This window comes from Dietzia sp. MNB45 (genome assembly GCF_051994785.1).
Lineage (GTDB): Bacteria > Actinomycetota > Actinomycetes > Mycobacteriales > Mycobacteriaceae > Dietzia > Dietzia kunjamensis.
In genome coordinates, this window is sequence record NZ_CP163397.1 from 1,077,549 (window position 1) to 1,093,344 (window position 15,796).

16 protein-coding genes, 1 tRNA gene and 1 other RNA gene are annotated in these 15,796 nt (G+C 68.8%); 16 read left to right on the plus strand and 2 right to left on the minus strand.

Translation table 11 applies throughout. The annotated features are described in order from the left end of the window. The first annotated feature begins 84 nt into the window (after positions 1–84). The 11 genes from prfB to AB5G72_RS05225 all read left to right on the plus strand — a co-directional run bounded on the left by prfB (position 85) and on the right by AB5G72_RS05225 (position 8,657). On the plus strand, positions 85–1,191 hold the full coding sequence (prfB, locus tag AB5G72_RS05175) for a peptide chain release factor 2 (RefSeq protein WP_154830266.1): 1,107 nt from the start codon (positions 85–87) through the stop codon (positions 1,189–1,191). Continuing rightward, positions 1,191–2,087: a mechanosensitive ion channel family protein gene (locus AB5G72_RS05180; RefSeq protein WP_325769231.1), complete on the plus strand. Its 897-nt coding sequence runs from the start codon at positions 1,191–1,193 to the stop codon at positions 2,085–2,087. The genes prfB and AB5G72_RS05180 overlap by 1 nt, the downstream gene beginning before the upstream one ends. Positions 2,088–2,110: 23 nt before the next feature. Next, entirely contained in the window at positions 2,111–2,716 is a 606-nt protein-coding gene (locus AB5G72_RS05185; protein WP_440221137.1) for a hypothetical protein, read from the plus strand. Positions 2,717–2,803: 87 nt separating this feature from the next. Further along, on the plus strand, positions 2,804–3,493 hold the full coding sequence (gene ftsE, locus AB5G72_RS05190) for a cell division ATP-binding protein FtsE (RefSeq protein ID WP_182634067.1): 690 nt from the start codon (positions 2,804–2,806) through the stop codon (positions 3,491–3,493). Then, a complete protein-coding gene (gene ftsX, locus AB5G72_RS05195; RefSeq protein WP_154830263.1) occupies positions 3,493–4,395 on the plus strand; it encodes a permease-like cell division protein FtsX in 903 nt (300 codons plus the stop codon). The genes ftsE and ftsX overlap by 1 nt, the downstream gene beginning before the upstream one ends. 72 nt (positions 4,396–4,467) lie before the next feature. After that, positions 4,468–4,977: an SsrA-binding protein SmpB gene (gene smpB, locus AB5G72_RS05200; protein ID WP_067712405.1), complete on the plus strand. Its 510-nt coding sequence runs from the start codon at positions 4,468–4,470 to the stop codon at positions 4,975–4,977. After that, complete coding sequence (locus tag AB5G72_RS05205; RefSeq protein WP_067712408.1) at positions 4,974–5,822, plus strand: EamA family transporter; 849 nt, start codon at positions 4,974–4,976, stop codon at positions 5,820–5,822. Before smpB ends, AB5G72_RS05205 begins: the two co-directional genes overlap by 4 nt. Before the next feature lie 135 nt (positions 5,823–5,957). Beyond that, positions 5,958–6,331, plus strand: a transfer-messenger RNA (tmRNA) gene (gene ssrA, locus AB5G72_RS05210). Positions 6,332–6,490: 159 nt separating this feature from the next. Further along, the gene (locus AB5G72_RS05215; RefSeq protein ID WP_440221138.1) at positions 6,491–7,228 is read left to right on the plus strand and encodes a DsbA family protein; all 738 of its coding nucleotides are present in this window, start codon (positions 6,491–6,493) and stop codon (positions 7,226–7,228) included. Between the two features lie 158 nt (positions 7,229–7,386). Beyond that, positions 7,387–7,459 (plus strand) — tRNA-Ala (locus AB5G72_RS05220). A 94-nt stretch (positions 7,460–7,553) separates the two neighbouring features. Further along, positions 7,554–8,657, plus strand: a complete 1,104-nt coding sequence (locus tag AB5G72_RS05225; RefSeq protein WP_067712414.1) for a serine hydrolase domain-containing protein — start codon at positions 7,554–7,556, stop codon at positions 8,655–8,657. Between the two features lie 21 nt (positions 8,658–8,678). Here AB5G72_RS05225 and nadE read toward each other — a convergent pair whose 3' ends face one another. Next, on the minus strand, positions 8,679–9,548 hold the full coding sequence (nadE, locus tag AB5G72_RS05230) for an ammonia-dependent NAD(+) synthetase (protein WP_206474608.1): 870 nt from the start codon (positions 9,546–9,548) through the stop codon (positions 8,679–8,681). A 247-nt stretch (positions 9,549–9,795) separates the two neighbouring features. Between nadE and ykgO the strand changes: the two genes are divergently transcribed. The 5 genes from ykgO (at position 9,796) to nrdF (ending at position 14,476) form a co-directional block, all read left to right on the plus strand. After that, positions 9,796–9,918, plus strand: a complete 123-nt coding sequence (gene ykgO / locus AB5G72_RS05235) for a type B 50S ribosomal protein L36 (RefSeq protein WP_003852698.1) — start codon at positions 9,796–9,798, stop codon at positions 9,916–9,918. Between the two features lie 598 nt (positions 9,919–10,516). Further along, positions 10,517–10,747, plus strand: a complete 231-nt coding sequence (locus tag AB5G72_RS05240) for a redoxin NrdH (protein WP_067712419.1) — start codon at positions 10,517–10,519, stop codon at positions 10,745–10,747. 60 nt (positions 10,748–10,807) lie between these two features. Then, positions 10,808–11,254 (plus strand): class Ib ribonucleoside-diphosphate reductase assembly flavoprotein NrdI, encoded by a 447-nt coding sequence (nrdI, locus tag AB5G72_RS05245; RefSeq protein ID WP_067712422.1) that lies wholly within the window; start codon positions 10,808–10,810, stop codon positions 11,252–11,254. A 68-nt stretch (positions 11,255–11,322) separates the two neighbouring features. Further along, positions 11,323–13,404, plus strand: coding sequence for a class 1b ribonucleoside-diphosphate reductase subunit alpha (gene nrdE / locus AB5G72_RS05250; RefSeq protein ID WP_440221469.1), 2,082 nt, complete (start codon positions 11,323–11,325; stop codon positions 13,402–13,404). Positions 13,405–13,459: 55 nt separating this feature from the next. After that, on the plus strand, positions 13,460–14,476 hold the full coding sequence (nrdF, locus tag AB5G72_RS05255; RefSeq protein ID WP_067712425.1) for a class 1b ribonucleoside-diphosphate reductase subunit beta: 1,017 nt from the start codon (positions 13,460–13,462) through the stop codon (positions 14,474–14,476). Positions 14,477–14,561: 85 nt separating this feature from the next. Here the strand turns inward: nrdF and AB5G72_RS05260 are convergent, their stop codons facing one another. After that, positions 14,562–15,698: an ABC transporter substrate-binding protein gene (locus tag AB5G72_RS05260; RefSeq protein ID WP_253003335.1), complete on the minus strand. Its 1,137-nt coding sequence runs from the start codon at positions 15,696–15,698 to the stop codon at positions 14,562–14,564. Positions 15,699–15,796: the final 98 nt, after the last annotated feature.

Consider the following 15,796-nt stretch of genomic DNA (forward strand, 5'->3'; position numbering starts at 1 on the left):
GACGATCGGAGGGGTGGCAGGCCACGGGGAGGGGGCGGGTGGGCAAACGCTGGAAGGCGCCCGGGCCGCGTAGAGTTGGTAGGCGTGCACCCTGAAGTTTCTGCCGACATCGCTGCCCTCGACGCGACCCTGACCACGGTCGAGAAGGTCCTCGACATCGAGGAGCTCGCCCGCCGCGTCGACGAGCTCGAGCAGATGGCCGCCGACCCGGACCTGTGGAACGACCAGGACCGGGCGCAGAAGGTCACCAGCGAGCTGTCGTACATCCAGGCCGATCTGCGCCGCTGCCGTGATCTGCGTCAGCGGATCGAGGACCTGCCGCTGATGTACGAGCTGGCGGAGGAGGAGGGCGGCGGCGCCGTCGAGGAGGCGGACGCCGAGCGCTCCAGCCTGCGTGAGGACGTCGAGGCCATGGAGGTCAAGACGATGCTCAGCGGCGAGTACGACCAGCGTGACGCCGTGGTCAACATCCGTGCCGGCGCCGGCGGCGTGGATGCCGCGGACTTCGCCGAGATGCTCATGCGTATGTACATCCGGTGGGCGGAGAAGGCCGGCCACAAGGTCGAGGTGTACGACACCTCGTACGCGGAGGAGGCGGGGATCAAGTCCGCCACCTTCGTGGTCAAGGACCCGTACATGTACGGGACCCTGTCCGTCGAGCAGGGAGCGCACCGGCTGGTGCGGATCTCCCCGTTCGACAACCAGGGCCGCCGCCAGACCTCCTTCGCCGAGGTCGAGGTGCTGCCGGTCGTGGAGACCGTCGACTCCATCGAGGTCCCGGAGAACGAGGTCCGGGTGGACGTCTACCGCTCCTCCGGCCCCGGTGGCCAGTCCGTCAACACCACCGACTCGGCGGTCCGCCTCACCCACGTCCCGACCGGGATCGTCGTGACCTGTCAGAACGAGAAGTCCCAGCTGCAGAACAAGGTCGCCGCCATGAAGGTGCTGCAGGCCAAACTGCTCGAGCGCAAGCGTCAGGAGGAGCGGGCCGCCATGGACGCGCTCGGTGCGGGCGGCAACGCCTCCTGGGGGAACCAGATGCGGTCCTACGTGCTGCACCCGTACCAGATGGTCAAGGACCTGCGCACCGAGTACGAGGTCAACAACCCGTCCGCGGTCCTCGACGGTGACATCGACGGGTTCATCGAGGCCGGCATCCGATGGCGCATGCGGGAGGGGGCGGACGCCTAGTGGCCTTCCGGACAGACTTCAGCGGAGTCCTGGCCTGGCTGAGCAACGACGGCCTGGAGGTCGTCCTCCTCATCCTGGGTGCCGCCCTGATGACCCGGGCGATCGGCAAGGTCGCCCGGATGTGGACCGGCCGGATCGACGCAAGGAACGCCGACAAGGAGTTGTGGTCGGAGGAGTCCAAGCACCTCCACTCCCTCGTCCAGGTCGTCTCCTACGTCGCGGTGGGAATGTTGTACATCCTGTTCGGCATCCAGATCCTGCTCCGGTTCGGCGTCAACCTCGTCACGCTGGTGGCGCCGGCCACCGTCCTGGGCGCCGCGCTGGGTTTCGGCGCGCAGAAGATCGTCCAGGACTTCCTCGCGGGCTTCTTCGTGCTGGCCGAGCGTCAGTACGGCTACGGTGACATCGTCGAACTCACCACCGCGACCGGCGTCGCCGCCGGGACGATCGAGGACGTCACGCTCCGGATCACCCGGCTGCGCACCCTGGACGGCGAGGCGGTCATCGTCCCCAACGGTCAGATCGTCACCGCGATCAATCAGTCCCAGGACTGGGCTCGTGCGATCATCGACGTCCCCGTGCCCAACAACGCCGACATGGACAAGGCGCACGAGGTACTCGCCGAGGTCTGTCGCGACATCGTCCACGACGACCGTGTGGGTGAGTACGTGCTCGACGAGCCGTCGGTCATGGGTGTGCAGTCGATCAAGCTCGAGCAGACCGTCATCCGCCTGCTCGCCCGGACCAAGCCGGGAATGCAGTGGGAGGTGGGCCGTCGGATGCGTGCCGTCATCCTCCGCCGCTTCCGCCAGGAGGGGATCGTCCTGGAGCCGGAGGCGCTGGCCGCCATCCGCGCCGGGATGCTGCGACCGCAGACCGGAGAGGGGAGCGTCTGATGGCCCGGCACAGGGACGAAGACATGACGAGGCCCGACGGGACAGCCCCGCAGGGCGCCGCGATCGACAACGACCCGATCCTCGACCGGCCCGACCCGCTCGGATTGGGCGGGACGCCACCACCGGACGCTCCCTCGCGGAGTCCGAAGCCGCGGATCGTCGCACTGCTCGGCGAGTTCTTCAGGATGTCCCGGACGACCGCGATCCTCCTCGGCGCGTTCGTCCTGGCAGGCGTGCTGTATCTGCTCGTCCGCGACGAGCCGGTGGTCGCTTTCGGGCCGCAACCCGCGCAGGACCCCACCGGGACCTCGGAACCGGCCGAACCGGTCGACCCGTCGTCCACGCCGACGGATCAGACCACCGACACCACGGCCCCGACCTCGAGCTCGCCTCCGACTCCGACGGGAACGGGTTCCCGCACGACCGGCACCACCGTGACGGGAGGGACCGCGACGACGGGTCCCGATGCCGAGGGGCTCCCCGGTGGCGCCGATCAACAGTCCCCGCAGCAACAACAGCCACAGCAGTCGCCGCAGCAGCAGCCCGATCAGCAGTCGCAACCGCAGTTGCAGCAGGAGGCCCCGGGCGCCGGGGAGACCTCGGTGCCCGGCGGCGCCCTCGAGGGGTAGCGCCACCGGGTGGCCGCGCCGCGGCCGCCGCCCGCGATGATGTTCACTCCCGCATGACTGTGGCCTGTGTGGCGCTAGGCTATTGGTGTGATCACTGCTTCCCGTGTGACGAAGTCGTACCCGTCCTCGACGCGTCCGGCGCTGTCCGACGTGAGCGTGGAGATCGGTGACGGCGAGTTCGCGTTCCTCATCGGTGCGTCGGGATCGGGCAAGTCCACGTTCCTGCGGCTCGTTCTCCGCGAGGATCGCCCGGATTCGGGCCTCCTCACCGTGGCCGGCCACGACCTCACGCGCATGAAGGGCTCCGACGTGCCCGTGCTGCGACGCTCTCTCGGCTGCGTGTTCCAGGACTTCCGTCTGCTGGAGAACAAGACGGTCGCGGAGAACGTCGCGTTCGCGCTGCAGGTGATCGGCAAGTCCCGCCGGACCATCGACAAGGTGGTGCCGGAGACCCTGGACATGGTCGGGCTGGGCGGGAAGGCAGATCGCCGACCTCACGAACTCTCCGGCGGGGAGCAGCAGCGGGTCGCGATCGCGCGGGCGTTCGTCAACCGCCCGGTGCTCCTGCTCGCGGACGAACCGACGGGCAACCTCGACCCCGAGACCAGCGAGGACATCATGCTCCTGCTCGATCGGATCAACAGGACGGGGACCACCGTGCTCATGGCGACCCACGACAGGCACATCGTGGACCGCTCGCGGCGCCGCGTGGTGGAACTGGTCGACGGCTCGGTCGTCCGCGACGACGCCCGCGGAACCTACGGGGTGGACCGCTGATGGCCGCCGGGTTCGTCGCCTCCGAGGTCGGGCAGGGACTGCGCCGCAACCTGTCCATGACGTTGGCCATGATCATCACCACGGCGGTGGCCCTGGGCATGCTGGGGGCGGGCCTGCTCGTGGCCATGACCGCGTCCGCGAGTCAGGGCAAGTACGACTACCTCAACGAGTTCCGCGTCTACGTGGACCGGTCGATCTCGCTGGAGGATCCGGACTGCGCGGCGGAATGCGGCCGGATCCTCCAGCGGCTCGAGACGACGCCGGGCGTGGCGTCGGTGGAGTACAAGAATCCCGAGGAGACCTACGCCGAGTTCGTCGACCTGTTCTCCTCGACAGACCCGGTGCTGGTGGAGTCGACCTCGCCGGACGCCCTCGGCTCGCGGTTCACCCTCACACTGACCGACCCCACGCGGGCCGAGGCGGTGGCGCGTGACCTGGCGGAGGTGGACGGCATCGAGATCGTCCAGGGGCAGGGCGAGCTCGTCGAACGGGTCTTCTCCGTCCTCGACGGCGTCCGCAACGCTGCCTTCGCGATCGCGGTCGTCCAGCTGCTGGCCACCGTCCTGCTCATCGCCAACATGACGCAGATCGCCGCGTTCACCCGGCGGACCGCCCTGGGGATCATGCGACTGGTGGGCGCGAGCCGCTGGTACACGGAGTTGCCGTTCGTCCTCGAGGCGGTGATCGCGGCGGTGACCGGCGCCCTCCTCGCGGTGGGTGGCCTGCTGGTGGCCAAGAACGTCTTCCTCGACAGGGTGCTGGCGGAGGCCTACCGCGCGAACCTGGTCGAGCGGATCACCACCCCCGACATCCTCCTCCTCGCACCGGGGCTGGTCGTGGCGGGCGCGGTGGTCTCCGCGCTCACCGCCTGGATCACCCTGAGGCTCACGGTTCGGCACTGAACGCGCCCTCCATCTAGACTCTGGGGGCTGCGGAACGGCGGCGAGGGCACGGCAATCAGGAGGTGACGCGACGTGGCCAAGAAGAACAAGAAGAAGGGCGCGTCGTCCCTCGGCTCCGACGGGAGCATCGTCGCGAGCAACCGCAAGGCCCGGCACGACTTCCAGATCCTGGAGACGCACGAGGCCGGCATCGCGCTGGTCGGGACCGAGATCAAGAGCATGCGTGAGGGCAAGACCTCGCTGGTCGACGCGTTCGCGACGGTCGACGACGGCGAGGTGTGGCTCCGCGGGCTACACATCCCCGAGTACTCGCACGGGAGCTGGACCAACCACGCCCCGAAGCGTGCCCGGAAGCTCCTGCTGCACCGCCGCGAGATCGACTCGCTCGTGGGCAAGGTGCGCGACGGCAATGCCACCCTCGTCCCGTTGTCGCTCTACTTCGTGGGCGGCCGGGTGAAGGTCGAGCTGGCCGTCGCACGGGGCAAGCAGGCGCACGACAAGCGCCACGACATCGCCCGCCGGACCGCCGAGCGTGAGGCCGTGCGTGAACTCGGCAGGAAGATCAAGGGCATGCGGGCATGATGCCGGTCGCGTTGGCGTCGACTTCGGCGGTGGCGTACGGCATCAGCGACTACCTCGGCGGTGTGGCCTCCCGCCGCGCCCGCGTGCTGCGCGTGGTCAGCGTCTCCTATCCGCTGTCGATCGTGCTGGTGGGCGTCGCTGCCCTGGTCGCCGGTGGGTCGCCGACCGGGGTCGGTCTGGGGTGGGGCCTGGCCTCCGGGATGGCCTCGGGTGTCGCGGTGTGGTCGTTCTACCTGGCGCTCTCCCGCGGGCCGATGAGTGTGATCTCGCCGATCACGGCGGTCCTGGCGGCGGCGGTTCCGCTGGCGTTCGGTCTGGCGGCGGGGGAGCGGCCCGCGCCCGCGGCGGGGGCGGGCATGGCGCTCGCGCTGGTGGCGACCGTGTTGGTCTCCATGGAGAGCCGGGACGGCTCGTCCGCCCTGCACGGGCGCCTCACCCGTCGTCTCCTGGTGCTCACGCTCTTCTCCGGGCTGGCGTTCGCCGCGTTCTTCGTGTTGTTGGCGCAGGTGCCGCCGGGCCAGGGCCTGTGGCCGGTCGCGGCCTCGCGGATCGGGGCGACGGTGATGCTGCTGGTCGCCGCGGTCGCAGCCCGTGAGTCGTTCCGTTTCTCCCGGCGTCTCATCGCGATCGGCGTGGTGATCGCCGTGTTCGACGCCGTCGCCAACGGTGCCTTCTACTTCGCCTCGCAGGCGGGGATGCTCTCCCTGGTCAGTGTGATCGCTGCGCTGTACCCCGCTTTCACCGTAGCGCTGGCGATCGCCCACGGCGGGGAGCGGATGCGTGCGGTCCAGATGGTCGGACTCGTCCTGGCGGGGGTGGCGATCTCCCTGCTCGCACTCGGCTGAACCGGGTGCTCGGCTGAACCGGGTGCTCGGCTGAACCGGGTGCTCGGCTGAGAGGGGAGAGCGGGATCACTCTGGCGGGCGGCGCGTCACCGGGGTAGGGTGGGGAGTCCGTCGGCGGAAGTCGGCGGTCCTGACGGGGCTGACTTGGTTTCGACTACGTGAGTTGACGCAGGGGAAGCGTGCCGGTGCAGGCCAGAGACCACCGTAAGCGTCGTGGCAACCAATTACGCGCCGATACCAATCAGCGCGACTACGCCCTCGCTGCCTGATAGCGAGCCCGTAGTCTGTCGGCCCGGGGTCGCTCTCGCCCCGGTCACCGGCATCATCTAGAGAGATCACCGGCTCACCCGGTCACGGGGTGGGTCGGGACATCACACAGTGACTGGGATCGTCATCACCGACATGTCCGCATGAGGGTGAGATCCGAGTAGAGGCCAACGCGGACTGCGCACGGAGAAGCCCTGCCGATGCTGCGGAGGACCCGGGTTCAATTCCCGGCAGCTCCACCATTCGGGCCACACCCCCGGTCGACGCCGACCGGGGGTGTGGTGCATTTGCATCGACGGTGCGCGCGCGGGGTCGCTCCCACCGCTTCGGTACCCTCTGGCGTAGTGCCGGTCACCCGGAAGAGGTCGACGGTCTCCCAGTAGAGAAAGGCCCGCGTACACGTGAACGCCAAACCCAACAAGAACACCAAGGTCCTCCAGACCAAGTCCAACAACGGGATGCTCATCACCGTGGTCGCGCTCATCGCGGTCGCCGTCGTGGTCCTCGGTGGCGTCGTCTGGATGGCCCAGCGGGGCGGAGAGGCCAACCCCATCACGTTCGGCGAGACCAATGACGAGCTGATCGACATCACCGAGGCCGGCGTGGTCGTCGTCGGCCCGGACGAGGCGCCGACCGTCCAGATCTGGGAGGACTACATGTGCCCCGCATGTGGCTCCTTCGAGGCGCAGTACGGTGAGTCCATCTCCGAGGCCGTCGAGGCCGGGGATCTGCAGGTCGAGTTCCACGCCCTGAACTTCCTCAACGGCCAGTCCGGCTCCGGTGAGTACTCCACCCGCGCGCTCGCGGCCATCCAGTGTGTCGCGGCCAAGGACTCCCTGCCCGTGTTCTTCGACGTCAAGAATGCGTTCTTCGCCGAGCAGCCGGGGGAGGGCGGCGGCGACCTCTCGGCCCGCGAGCTCGCGGACATCGCGGAATCGGCCGGCGCGAACGCGGACTCGGTCGAGTGCATCGGCAACGTCGAGTCCAACGGCGGCATGGACAAGGCCTCCGACAGTGCGGACAACGCCCAGCAGAGCATCCGCGAGATCACCGATCGCGTGTCCACCCCGACGGTCGCCCACGAGGGCGAGGTCGTCGACATCGGCAACGCCGCCTGGCTCCAGGACATCATCGCGTAACTCGTCCGGCGAACCGCCCGGTGCTCGTGCCGGGTGCGCAACTGTGGCCCGGCCCCGCCCCTCCCGGTGGGGCCGGGCCCGATTTGGAAGCCCGAACCGTGGTGGTGTAACTTAGGTCGGGCCGGTCACCGAGAGGTGAGCGGCGGACAAATGGATACGGGGCTATGGCGCAGCTGGTAGCGCACCACACTGGCAGTGTGGGGGTCAGGGGTTCGAGTCCCCTTAGCTCCACCGAGGACGAGATCCCGGGACAACGGAAACGATGTCCCGGGATCTCGCCATGTGGCGCCTTCCGCCATCCGGTCCGCGGTCGTAGTGTCGGGGTATGGCGGGGCCAGGGGAGATCACGGACGTCGTCGACGTGCTCGACGCGCTCGTCGACCACGGTCGGCTGGTCGGGTACGTCTGTGGCGTCCGCGAGAGCGGGCGCTCCAGGATCGTCTCCGGCGGAGCCCGCATCGTGGGCGGACCCGCGCTGGGGGAGGACGCGGTGTTTCCACTGTCGTCCAACACCAAGCCGGTCGGCGGGATCCTGGCGATGCGTCTCGTGGAACGCGGTGTGCTGACCCTCGACGACCCGGTGGACACGTTCTTGCCCGAGCTGGCGGACCCTCCAGTGCTGGCCACGCCGGACGCCCCGCTGGACCGCACGGTCCCGGCCGAGCGGCCCCTCACACTGCGGCACCTGCTCACCATGACCGCGGGTGCCGGCTGGGTGGGGGAGAACCCCGCGTTGTCGGAGGCGATGTCCGACCGTGGGGTCGCCCCGGGGCCGTACGCCCCGGCCGTCGCGCCGGACGAGTATCTCCGTCGGCTGGCGGAGCTGCCCTTCGCGGGCCAGCCGGGCCAGCAATGGTGGTACCACACCAGCAGCGATGTCCTCGGGGTGCTCCTCGCCCGCGCCACCGGCTCGTCCGTGACCGAGTTGCTGGCCGAGTACGTCACCGGGCCACTGGGGCTGGCCGACACGGGGTTCACGGCCGACCTCTCCCGTCTCCCCACCTCGTACGGCCTCGGGCCCGACGGCAGGGTTTCGCCACTGGACACCGCGGGCAGGTTCGCGGTGCCGCCGGTCTTCGAGTCCCTCGCCTGCGGCCTCGCCGCGACGGTGGGCGATTATCTGGAGCTGTTGGGTGTGCTCGTCGACGGTGGCCCGGTGCTCGACCCGGAGAGTGCTCGGCTGATGGCCACCGACCACCTGACAGCGCGGCAGCGGGCGAGCGCGGAGGATTTCCTCGGGCCCGGCTGCGGCTACGGGTTCCAGGTGGAGGTGCGCCCGGGCGGCGTGGTCGGCTGGGCCGGGGGACTGGGGACGATCGGGTACGTCGACCGCGGCACCAGGCGGGCCGCGGCGGTCTTCACCACCCAGTCCTTCGACGTCCCCGGCACGACCGAGGCGCTCGAGACCGTCTGGTCGCTGCTGCGCTGACGACCCGTCCTCGCGGACCGGTCAGCGCCACCACGTGTCGAGCGGGGTGGCGGGCACCGTGCGCTTGTGGCGCGAGCCCAGGAACAGCTGCTCGATCCGCGCGGAGGCCTCGGGCGGGACGCCGTCGCGGCCCTCGAGGTAGTCGTCGATCTGGGCGTAGGTCACGCCGAGGGCGACCTCGTCGGGCAGGCCCGGCCGGTCATCCTCGAGGTCGGCGGTGGGGACCTTGCGCCAGGTGGAGTCCGGCGCGCCGAGGTGGCGTAGCAGTGCCGCGCCCTGTCGTTTGGTGAGACCGGTCAGGGGGGTCAGGTCGACCCCGCCGTCGCCGTATTTGGTGAAGAAGCCGGTGACCGCCTCGGCGGCGTGGTCGGTGCCGACGACGAGGAGGTTCAGTTGCCCGGCCACGGCGTACTGGGCGATCATCCGCTCACGCGCCTTGACGTTGCCGCGGACGAAGTCACGGAGCGGCGCCGCCTCGTCGGGCAGAGCCGTGAGTGCGGCGGAGGCGGCCTCGGAGGCGGCGTCGGACGCGGGGCGGACATCCACCGTGAGACTCTCGTCCGGACGGATGAACTCCAGGGCCGCCTGCGCGTCGGCCTCGTCGGACTGTTCGCCGTAGGGCAGGCGCATCGCCACGAACCGGGCGCGCGACATCCCCTCGTCCCGCAGTCGCTCCGCGGCGAGCTGACAGAGCCGGCCGGTCAGGGTGGAGTCCTGCCCGCCGCTGATCCCCAGGACGAAGCCCGTGGCGGGGGTCGAACGGAGGTAGTCGACCAGGAACGTGACCCGCGACCCGACCTCCTCCGCGGGATCGATGTCGGGACGGACGCCGAGTTCGGCGATGATGGTGGCGCGCAGGGCGGCAGCGCGGTCTGTCGTGGTCTCGGTCATGGCGTCAGCATAGGAACCACGTGTGACGACCGCGTGACATCTCCGCCGGTGGCCGCGAGTACCCGGAGCGCGGCCGGGGTGCGGGCGGGGTGCCGTCCGTCGCCGGTTGGAGTTCTGGCCGGGCAGTCCGTTACGATGGACCAGTTGTGTGTCGTACATCCGACCTTCCGGGACGGACGTGTCGCACAGTGATCCCCAGTCGTGTCGGCGGCCATAGCGGCCGCCCCGAGAGCCTAAGGAGCGCCAGATGAAGGTCCGCAAGTCCCTTCGGTCGCTGAAGAACAAGCCGGGCGCCCAGGTTGTCCGTCGTCGCGGCAAGGTCTACGTGATCAACAAGAAGGACCCCCGTTTCAAGGCCCGCCAGGGCTGACATGTCCGCGTGAGTCCTCACGCATCCTCGAGGGCCCGCCACCGGTTCGCCGGCGGCGGGCCCTCGTCGTCGTCGTACTCTTCCCGGCGCCCACCACGGCCCCGTGGGGACGACTCGCGCCCGGCGGTGAACCGTCCCCGGCCCGCCACATCCGTCCACGCCCCGGACGCACGATCATCCACGTGCTTGTGGAGGGCGTGGGGACAATCTGTGGGGTCCCTGGGGAGGTCCTGTGGGATGCCGACCCGCCGCTCCGGGACGGTGATCGCCGTGCGACCGTAGGTGTGCGCGGCGCCGGATCGACGGTCCGGGGGCGGGGTTCCCACCGGGGGCCCACGGTGTCCACAAGGCGGGATCGCGACCTGGGAATACCAGCGATGTAAGACCAAAATGTTGTGGTCGATTGACTCGCTGGCCACTAGGGGTAGTGTCTAGAAGCGTTGCGGCCCCAATGAATGTCACTCGTGGGATTCGGACCGTGACCCCCGACAGACACCGCGGTCATCCACAGGCCGGGCGAGAGCCCGGGCCCGGGAGGCCGCTACGAGAAGAGCCCCTCGCGCCGTCCGGCGCCGTGCCGAAAGAGGTCCTGAGACACATGGTCACCGTCTACACCAAGCCCGCCTGCGTCCAGTGCAACGCCACCTACAAGGCGCTCGACAAGCAGGGCATCGAGTACGAGATCATCGACATCTCGATGGACGACGAGGCTCGGGAGTACGTCATGGCGCTCGGGTACCTCCAGGCGCCCGTCGTGGTCGCGGGCTCCGACCACTGGTCCGGCTTCCGCCCGGACCGCATCAAGGCACTCGCCACCGTGGCGGCCTGACTGCGCGGTCATAGTCCGACGGCGCGGTAACACCAGGATTCCTTCGACAAGGGGGCGGCGATGGCGGCTCCGATACCGGCCGAGAAGCCGGTGAGGATCGTCTACTTCTCCAACATCTCCGAGAACACCAAACGATTCGTCGACCGGCTCGGTCTCCCCGCACTGCGTATCCCGGTGCGGAGGACCGAGCCCGTCCCGACGGTGTCGGACCCGTATGTTCTGATCGTTCCGACCTACGGGGGAAGCCTCGAGATCACAGGCAAGAACGGAGCCGCGGTCCCGCGGCAGGTGGTCGCGTTCCTCAACAACGCGCACAACAGAAGTCTCTGCCGGGGAGTCATTGCCGGCGGCAACACCAACTTCGGACGGGATTTCGGTCGCTCCGGCGACGTGATCGCCGAGAAGGTGGGGGTCCCGTACCTCTACCGCTTCGAGTTGATGGGCACACACGAGGACGTCATCCGCGTCCGAGAGGGATTGGAAGAGTTTTGGCAGCACCAACCGTGAACCCCGAGAGCATCACCGCGGGAGAGGCGGGCGACGGTCAGCGTCTCGACTACCACGCCCTCAACGCGATGCTCAACCTCTACGACGCGGACGGGAAGATCCAGTTCGACGCGGACCGCCGGGCGGCGCGGGAGTACTTCCTGCAGCACGTCAACCAGAACACGGTCTTCTTCCACAACCTGGACGAGAAGCTCGACTATCTGGTCGAGAAGGACTACTACGAGCGCGAGGTGCTGGACCAGTACGCGCGCAACTTCGTCCGCGAACTGTTCGACCACGCGTACGCCAAGAAGTTCCGCTTCCCGACCTTCCTCGGCGCGTTCAAGTACTACACCTCGTACACGCTCAAGACCTTCGACGGGAAGCGCTACCTCGAGCGCTACGAGGACCGCGTGTGCATGGTGGCGCTCACCCTCGCCGCCGGCGACCAGGTGCTGGCCCGCCAGCTGGTGGACGAGATCATCGACGGTCGCTTCCAGCCCGCCACGCCCACGTTCCTCAACTCCGGCAAGAAGCAGCGCGGGGAGCCCGTCTCGTGCTTCCTGCTGCGCATCGAGGACAACATGGAGTCCATCGGCCGCAGCATCAACTCCGCGCTGCAGCTGTCCAAGCGCGGGGGCGGCGTGGCACTGCTGCTGTCCAACCTCCGTGAGCACGGCGCGCCCATCAAGCACATCGAGAACCAGTCCTCGGGCGTCATCCCCGTGATGAAGCTGCTGGAGGACTCGTTCTCCTACGCCAACCAGCTCGGGGCCCGCCAGGGTGCCGGCGCCGTGTACCTGCACGCGCACCACCCGGACATCTTCAAGTTCCTCGACACCAAGCGGGAGAACGCGGACGAGAAGATCCGCATCAAGACGCTCTCCCTGGGCGTGGTGATCCCGGACATCACCTTCGAGCTCGCCAAGCGCAACGACGACATGTACCTGTTCTCGCCGTACGACGTCGAGCGGATCTACGGCAAGCCGTTCGCGGACGTCGACATCTCGGAGCACTACCACGAGATGGTCGAGGACAGCCGGATCAAGAAGACCAAGATCAACGCCCGGCACTTCTTCCAGACCGTCGCCGAGCTGCAGTTCGAGTCCGGCTACCCGTACATCATGTACGAGGACACCGTGAACCGGGCCAACCCGATCGCCGGCAAGATCACGCACTCCAACCTGTGCTCGGAGATCCTCCAGGTCTCCACGGCCTCGGAGTTCAACGAGGACCTGAGCTACTCCGAGGTGGGCAAGGACATCTCCTGCAACCTCGGTTCGCTCAACATCGCCAAGGCCATGGACTCACCGGACTTCGGTCAGACCATCGAGACGGCGATCCGGGGACTGACCGCGGTCTCCGACCAGACCCACATCGACTCCGTGCCCTCGATCGAGCGGGGCAACTCGGAGTCGCACGCGATCGGCCTGGGGCAGATGAACCTCCACGGCTACCTCGCGCGTGAGCGGATCCACTACGGATCCGAGGAGGGTGTCGACTTCACCAACATCTACTTCTACACCGTGCTCTACCACGCGCTCCGGTCGTCCAACGCGATCGCGCGGGAGCGTGGAACCTGGTTCGCCGGGTTCCCGGAGTCGAAGTACGCCTCGGGTGAGTTCTTCGACAAGTACACCGACCAGGTGTGGGAGCCGGCCACCGACCGGGTCCGCACGCTGTTCTCCGAGGCCGAGGTGACCATCCCCACGCAGGAGGACTGGCGCGCGCTGCAGGCCGACGTGCAGAAGTACGGCATCTACAACCAGAACCTGCAGGCCGTGCCGCCGACGGGGTCGATCAGCTACATCAACAACTCGACCTCGTCGATCCACCCCGTGGCGTCGAAGATCGAGATCCGCAAGGAGGGCAAGATCGGGCGCGTCTACTACCCGGCGCCCTACCTGACCAACGACAACCTGGACTACTACCAGGACGCGTACGAGATCGGCTACGAGAAGATCATCGACACGTACGCGGCGGCCACCCAGCACGTCGACCAGGGCCTGTCGTTGACCCTGTTCTTCAAGGACACGGCCACCACCCGTGAGGTCAACCGAGCCCAGATCTACGCGTGGCGCAAGGGCATCAAGACCCTGTACTACATCCGCGTGCGTCAGCTCGCGCTCGAGGGCACCGAGGTCGAGGGCTGCGTCTCGTGCATGCTCTGACCGCCCGGCCGCAGGCCTGCGTCCCGAACCCCACACGTCCCCAGGAGGAGATCCGATGACCGCCGAGCTGCACGCTCCGGGATCCCACAGTCCCGCCGCCGGCATCCAGCCCAAGCTGGTCGACCGGGTGTCGGCCATCAACTGGAATCGCGTCCCCGACGAGGTCGACGATCAGGTGTGGGGCCGGCTCACCACCAACTTCTGGCTTCCGGAGAAGGTGCCGGTCTCCAACGACATCCCGTCGTGGCAGACCCTGACCGAGTACGAGCAGCAGCTCACCACCCGCGTCTTCACCGGCCTGACCCTGCTGGACACCCTGCAGGGCACGGTCGGCGCGGTCAGCATGATCCCCGACGCGTCGACCCCGCACGAGGAGGCGGTGCTCACCAACATCGCGTTCATGGAGTCGGTGCACGCCAAGAGCTACTCGACGATCTTCTCCACGCTGTGCTCGACGCCGCAGGTGGACGACGCGTTCCGCTGGGCGGAGGAGAACCCCTTCCTCCAGAAGAAGGCAAAGATCGTGCTCGGCTACTACGCGGGGGACGATCCGCTCAAGCGCAAGATCGCCTCGGTGATGCTCGAGTCGTTCATGTTCTACTCGGGCTTCTACCTGCCCATGCGGTGGTCCTCGCGGGCCAAGCTCACCAACACCGCCGACGTCATCCGGCTCATCATCCGCGACGAGGCGGTGCACGGCTACTACATCGGGTACAAGTACCAGCGCGCCCTCGAGCACGTCACCCAGGCGGAGCGGGACGAGCTCAAGGACTACACCTTCGAGCTGCTGTTCGAGCTGTACGACAACGAGGCGGACTACACCGAGGATCTCTACGATCCGGTGGGGTGGACCGAGGACGTCAAGAAGTTCCTGCGGTACAACGCCAACAAGGCGCTGATGAACATGGGCTACGAGGGCATGTTCCCGAAGGATGAGACCGACGTCGACCCGGCGATCCTGTCGGCCCTGAGCCCCAACGCCGACGAGAACCACGACTTCTTCTCCGGCTCCGGCAGCTCGTACGTCATGGGCAAGGCCGAGGCGACCGAGGACGAGGACTGGGACTTCTGACGCACCGGTAGCGGCCCACGACGCCCCTGCGACCGAACACGGGCGCAGGGGCGTCGTCGATCCACTGTCGTGGAGGGACTGCTGGCTACCCGTCCGGTGCGACCCCGTTGATCGATCCCCGGATGTCGTCGAGGACCGCCCGCGCCGCCACCGGGCCCGCCCCCTCCCACACGGCACGGTCCACCACGAACACGCGCTGCGATCCCACGGCGTCGAGGTCCGTCCACCTGTCCGAGGCGAAGACCTCCCGCGCCTCGTCCTCGGAGCCGGGCCCGCCTCCGACCACCGCGAAGATCACATCCCCGTCCAGTTCGTCACCCACGGCCGGGGACTGCGGCAGGGGCGGGAGGCGCTCGCCGTCGCGCGTGCGTTGCGCAGGGGGGCGCTCGGCACCCACGGCCTCGAGCATCAGGGAGCCCAGCGTGTCCGGCCGCTGCACCTCCACGCCGTCACCGTCCCCTCCGGTCACCGACACCAGAGAGACCCGGGTATCCGACGGGGTGGTCGCGTCGGCGGTGCGCTGCGCCCGCTCGATCACCTCCAGTAGGAGATCGCCGCCGGCGCGGGGCCGACCGTAGGCGTCGGCGATCGCCTCGGTGGCCTCCGTCCAGTCCACGATGTCGGCGTCGTAGACCACGGTGGGGGCGACATCAGTCACGGCGGCGACGACGGCCGGGTCCACCTCGTCCGACCCGGCCAGCACGATGAGGTCCGGACGCAGTTCCCGCGCGGCCCGCGCGACCTCGTCGGCGTCCCCGCCGACGAGGGGACCGACCGTCGGGAGTCCGGTCAGTGAGTCGGGCAGGTAGACGTCCGCACCGTCGGGTAGGCCGGACGTGCCGACGACGAGGTCCTGCAGCCCGAGGGCACAGGCCGTGTCCACCGCGCCTGTGCCGAGCGCCAGGATCCTCTCCGGCGACCGCGGCACCTCCACCCGGTCCGGACCCGGCCCCTCCGTGGGGACCCTGCGGTCACCCGGCCCGGGGAACTCCGCGGGGAACGGTGCCGGGGCGCACGACTCCTCCGGCTCTGCCGAGCGCTGCAACTCCTCGCCGGCCATCCGCGACGGGGTCGTCGTCATCGGGTGCTCGACCATGTCGACGGGGGAGGGGCCACACGCCACGAGCGTCAGCCCGGCCGCCAGGGGGACCGCCGCCCTGACGGCGCGCCGGGCATACCCCCGCGCGGGGTGTCGGCGGGGGGCGGTCACGGAATCGGTCATGGGACAACAGCCTAGGAGATCGGCCGAGAAGGGCCGCTCATGCGGAGGTCGCGGGCGGGCGGCGGGTGCCCGTCCCGGCGTGCCGGACCACGGCGTGA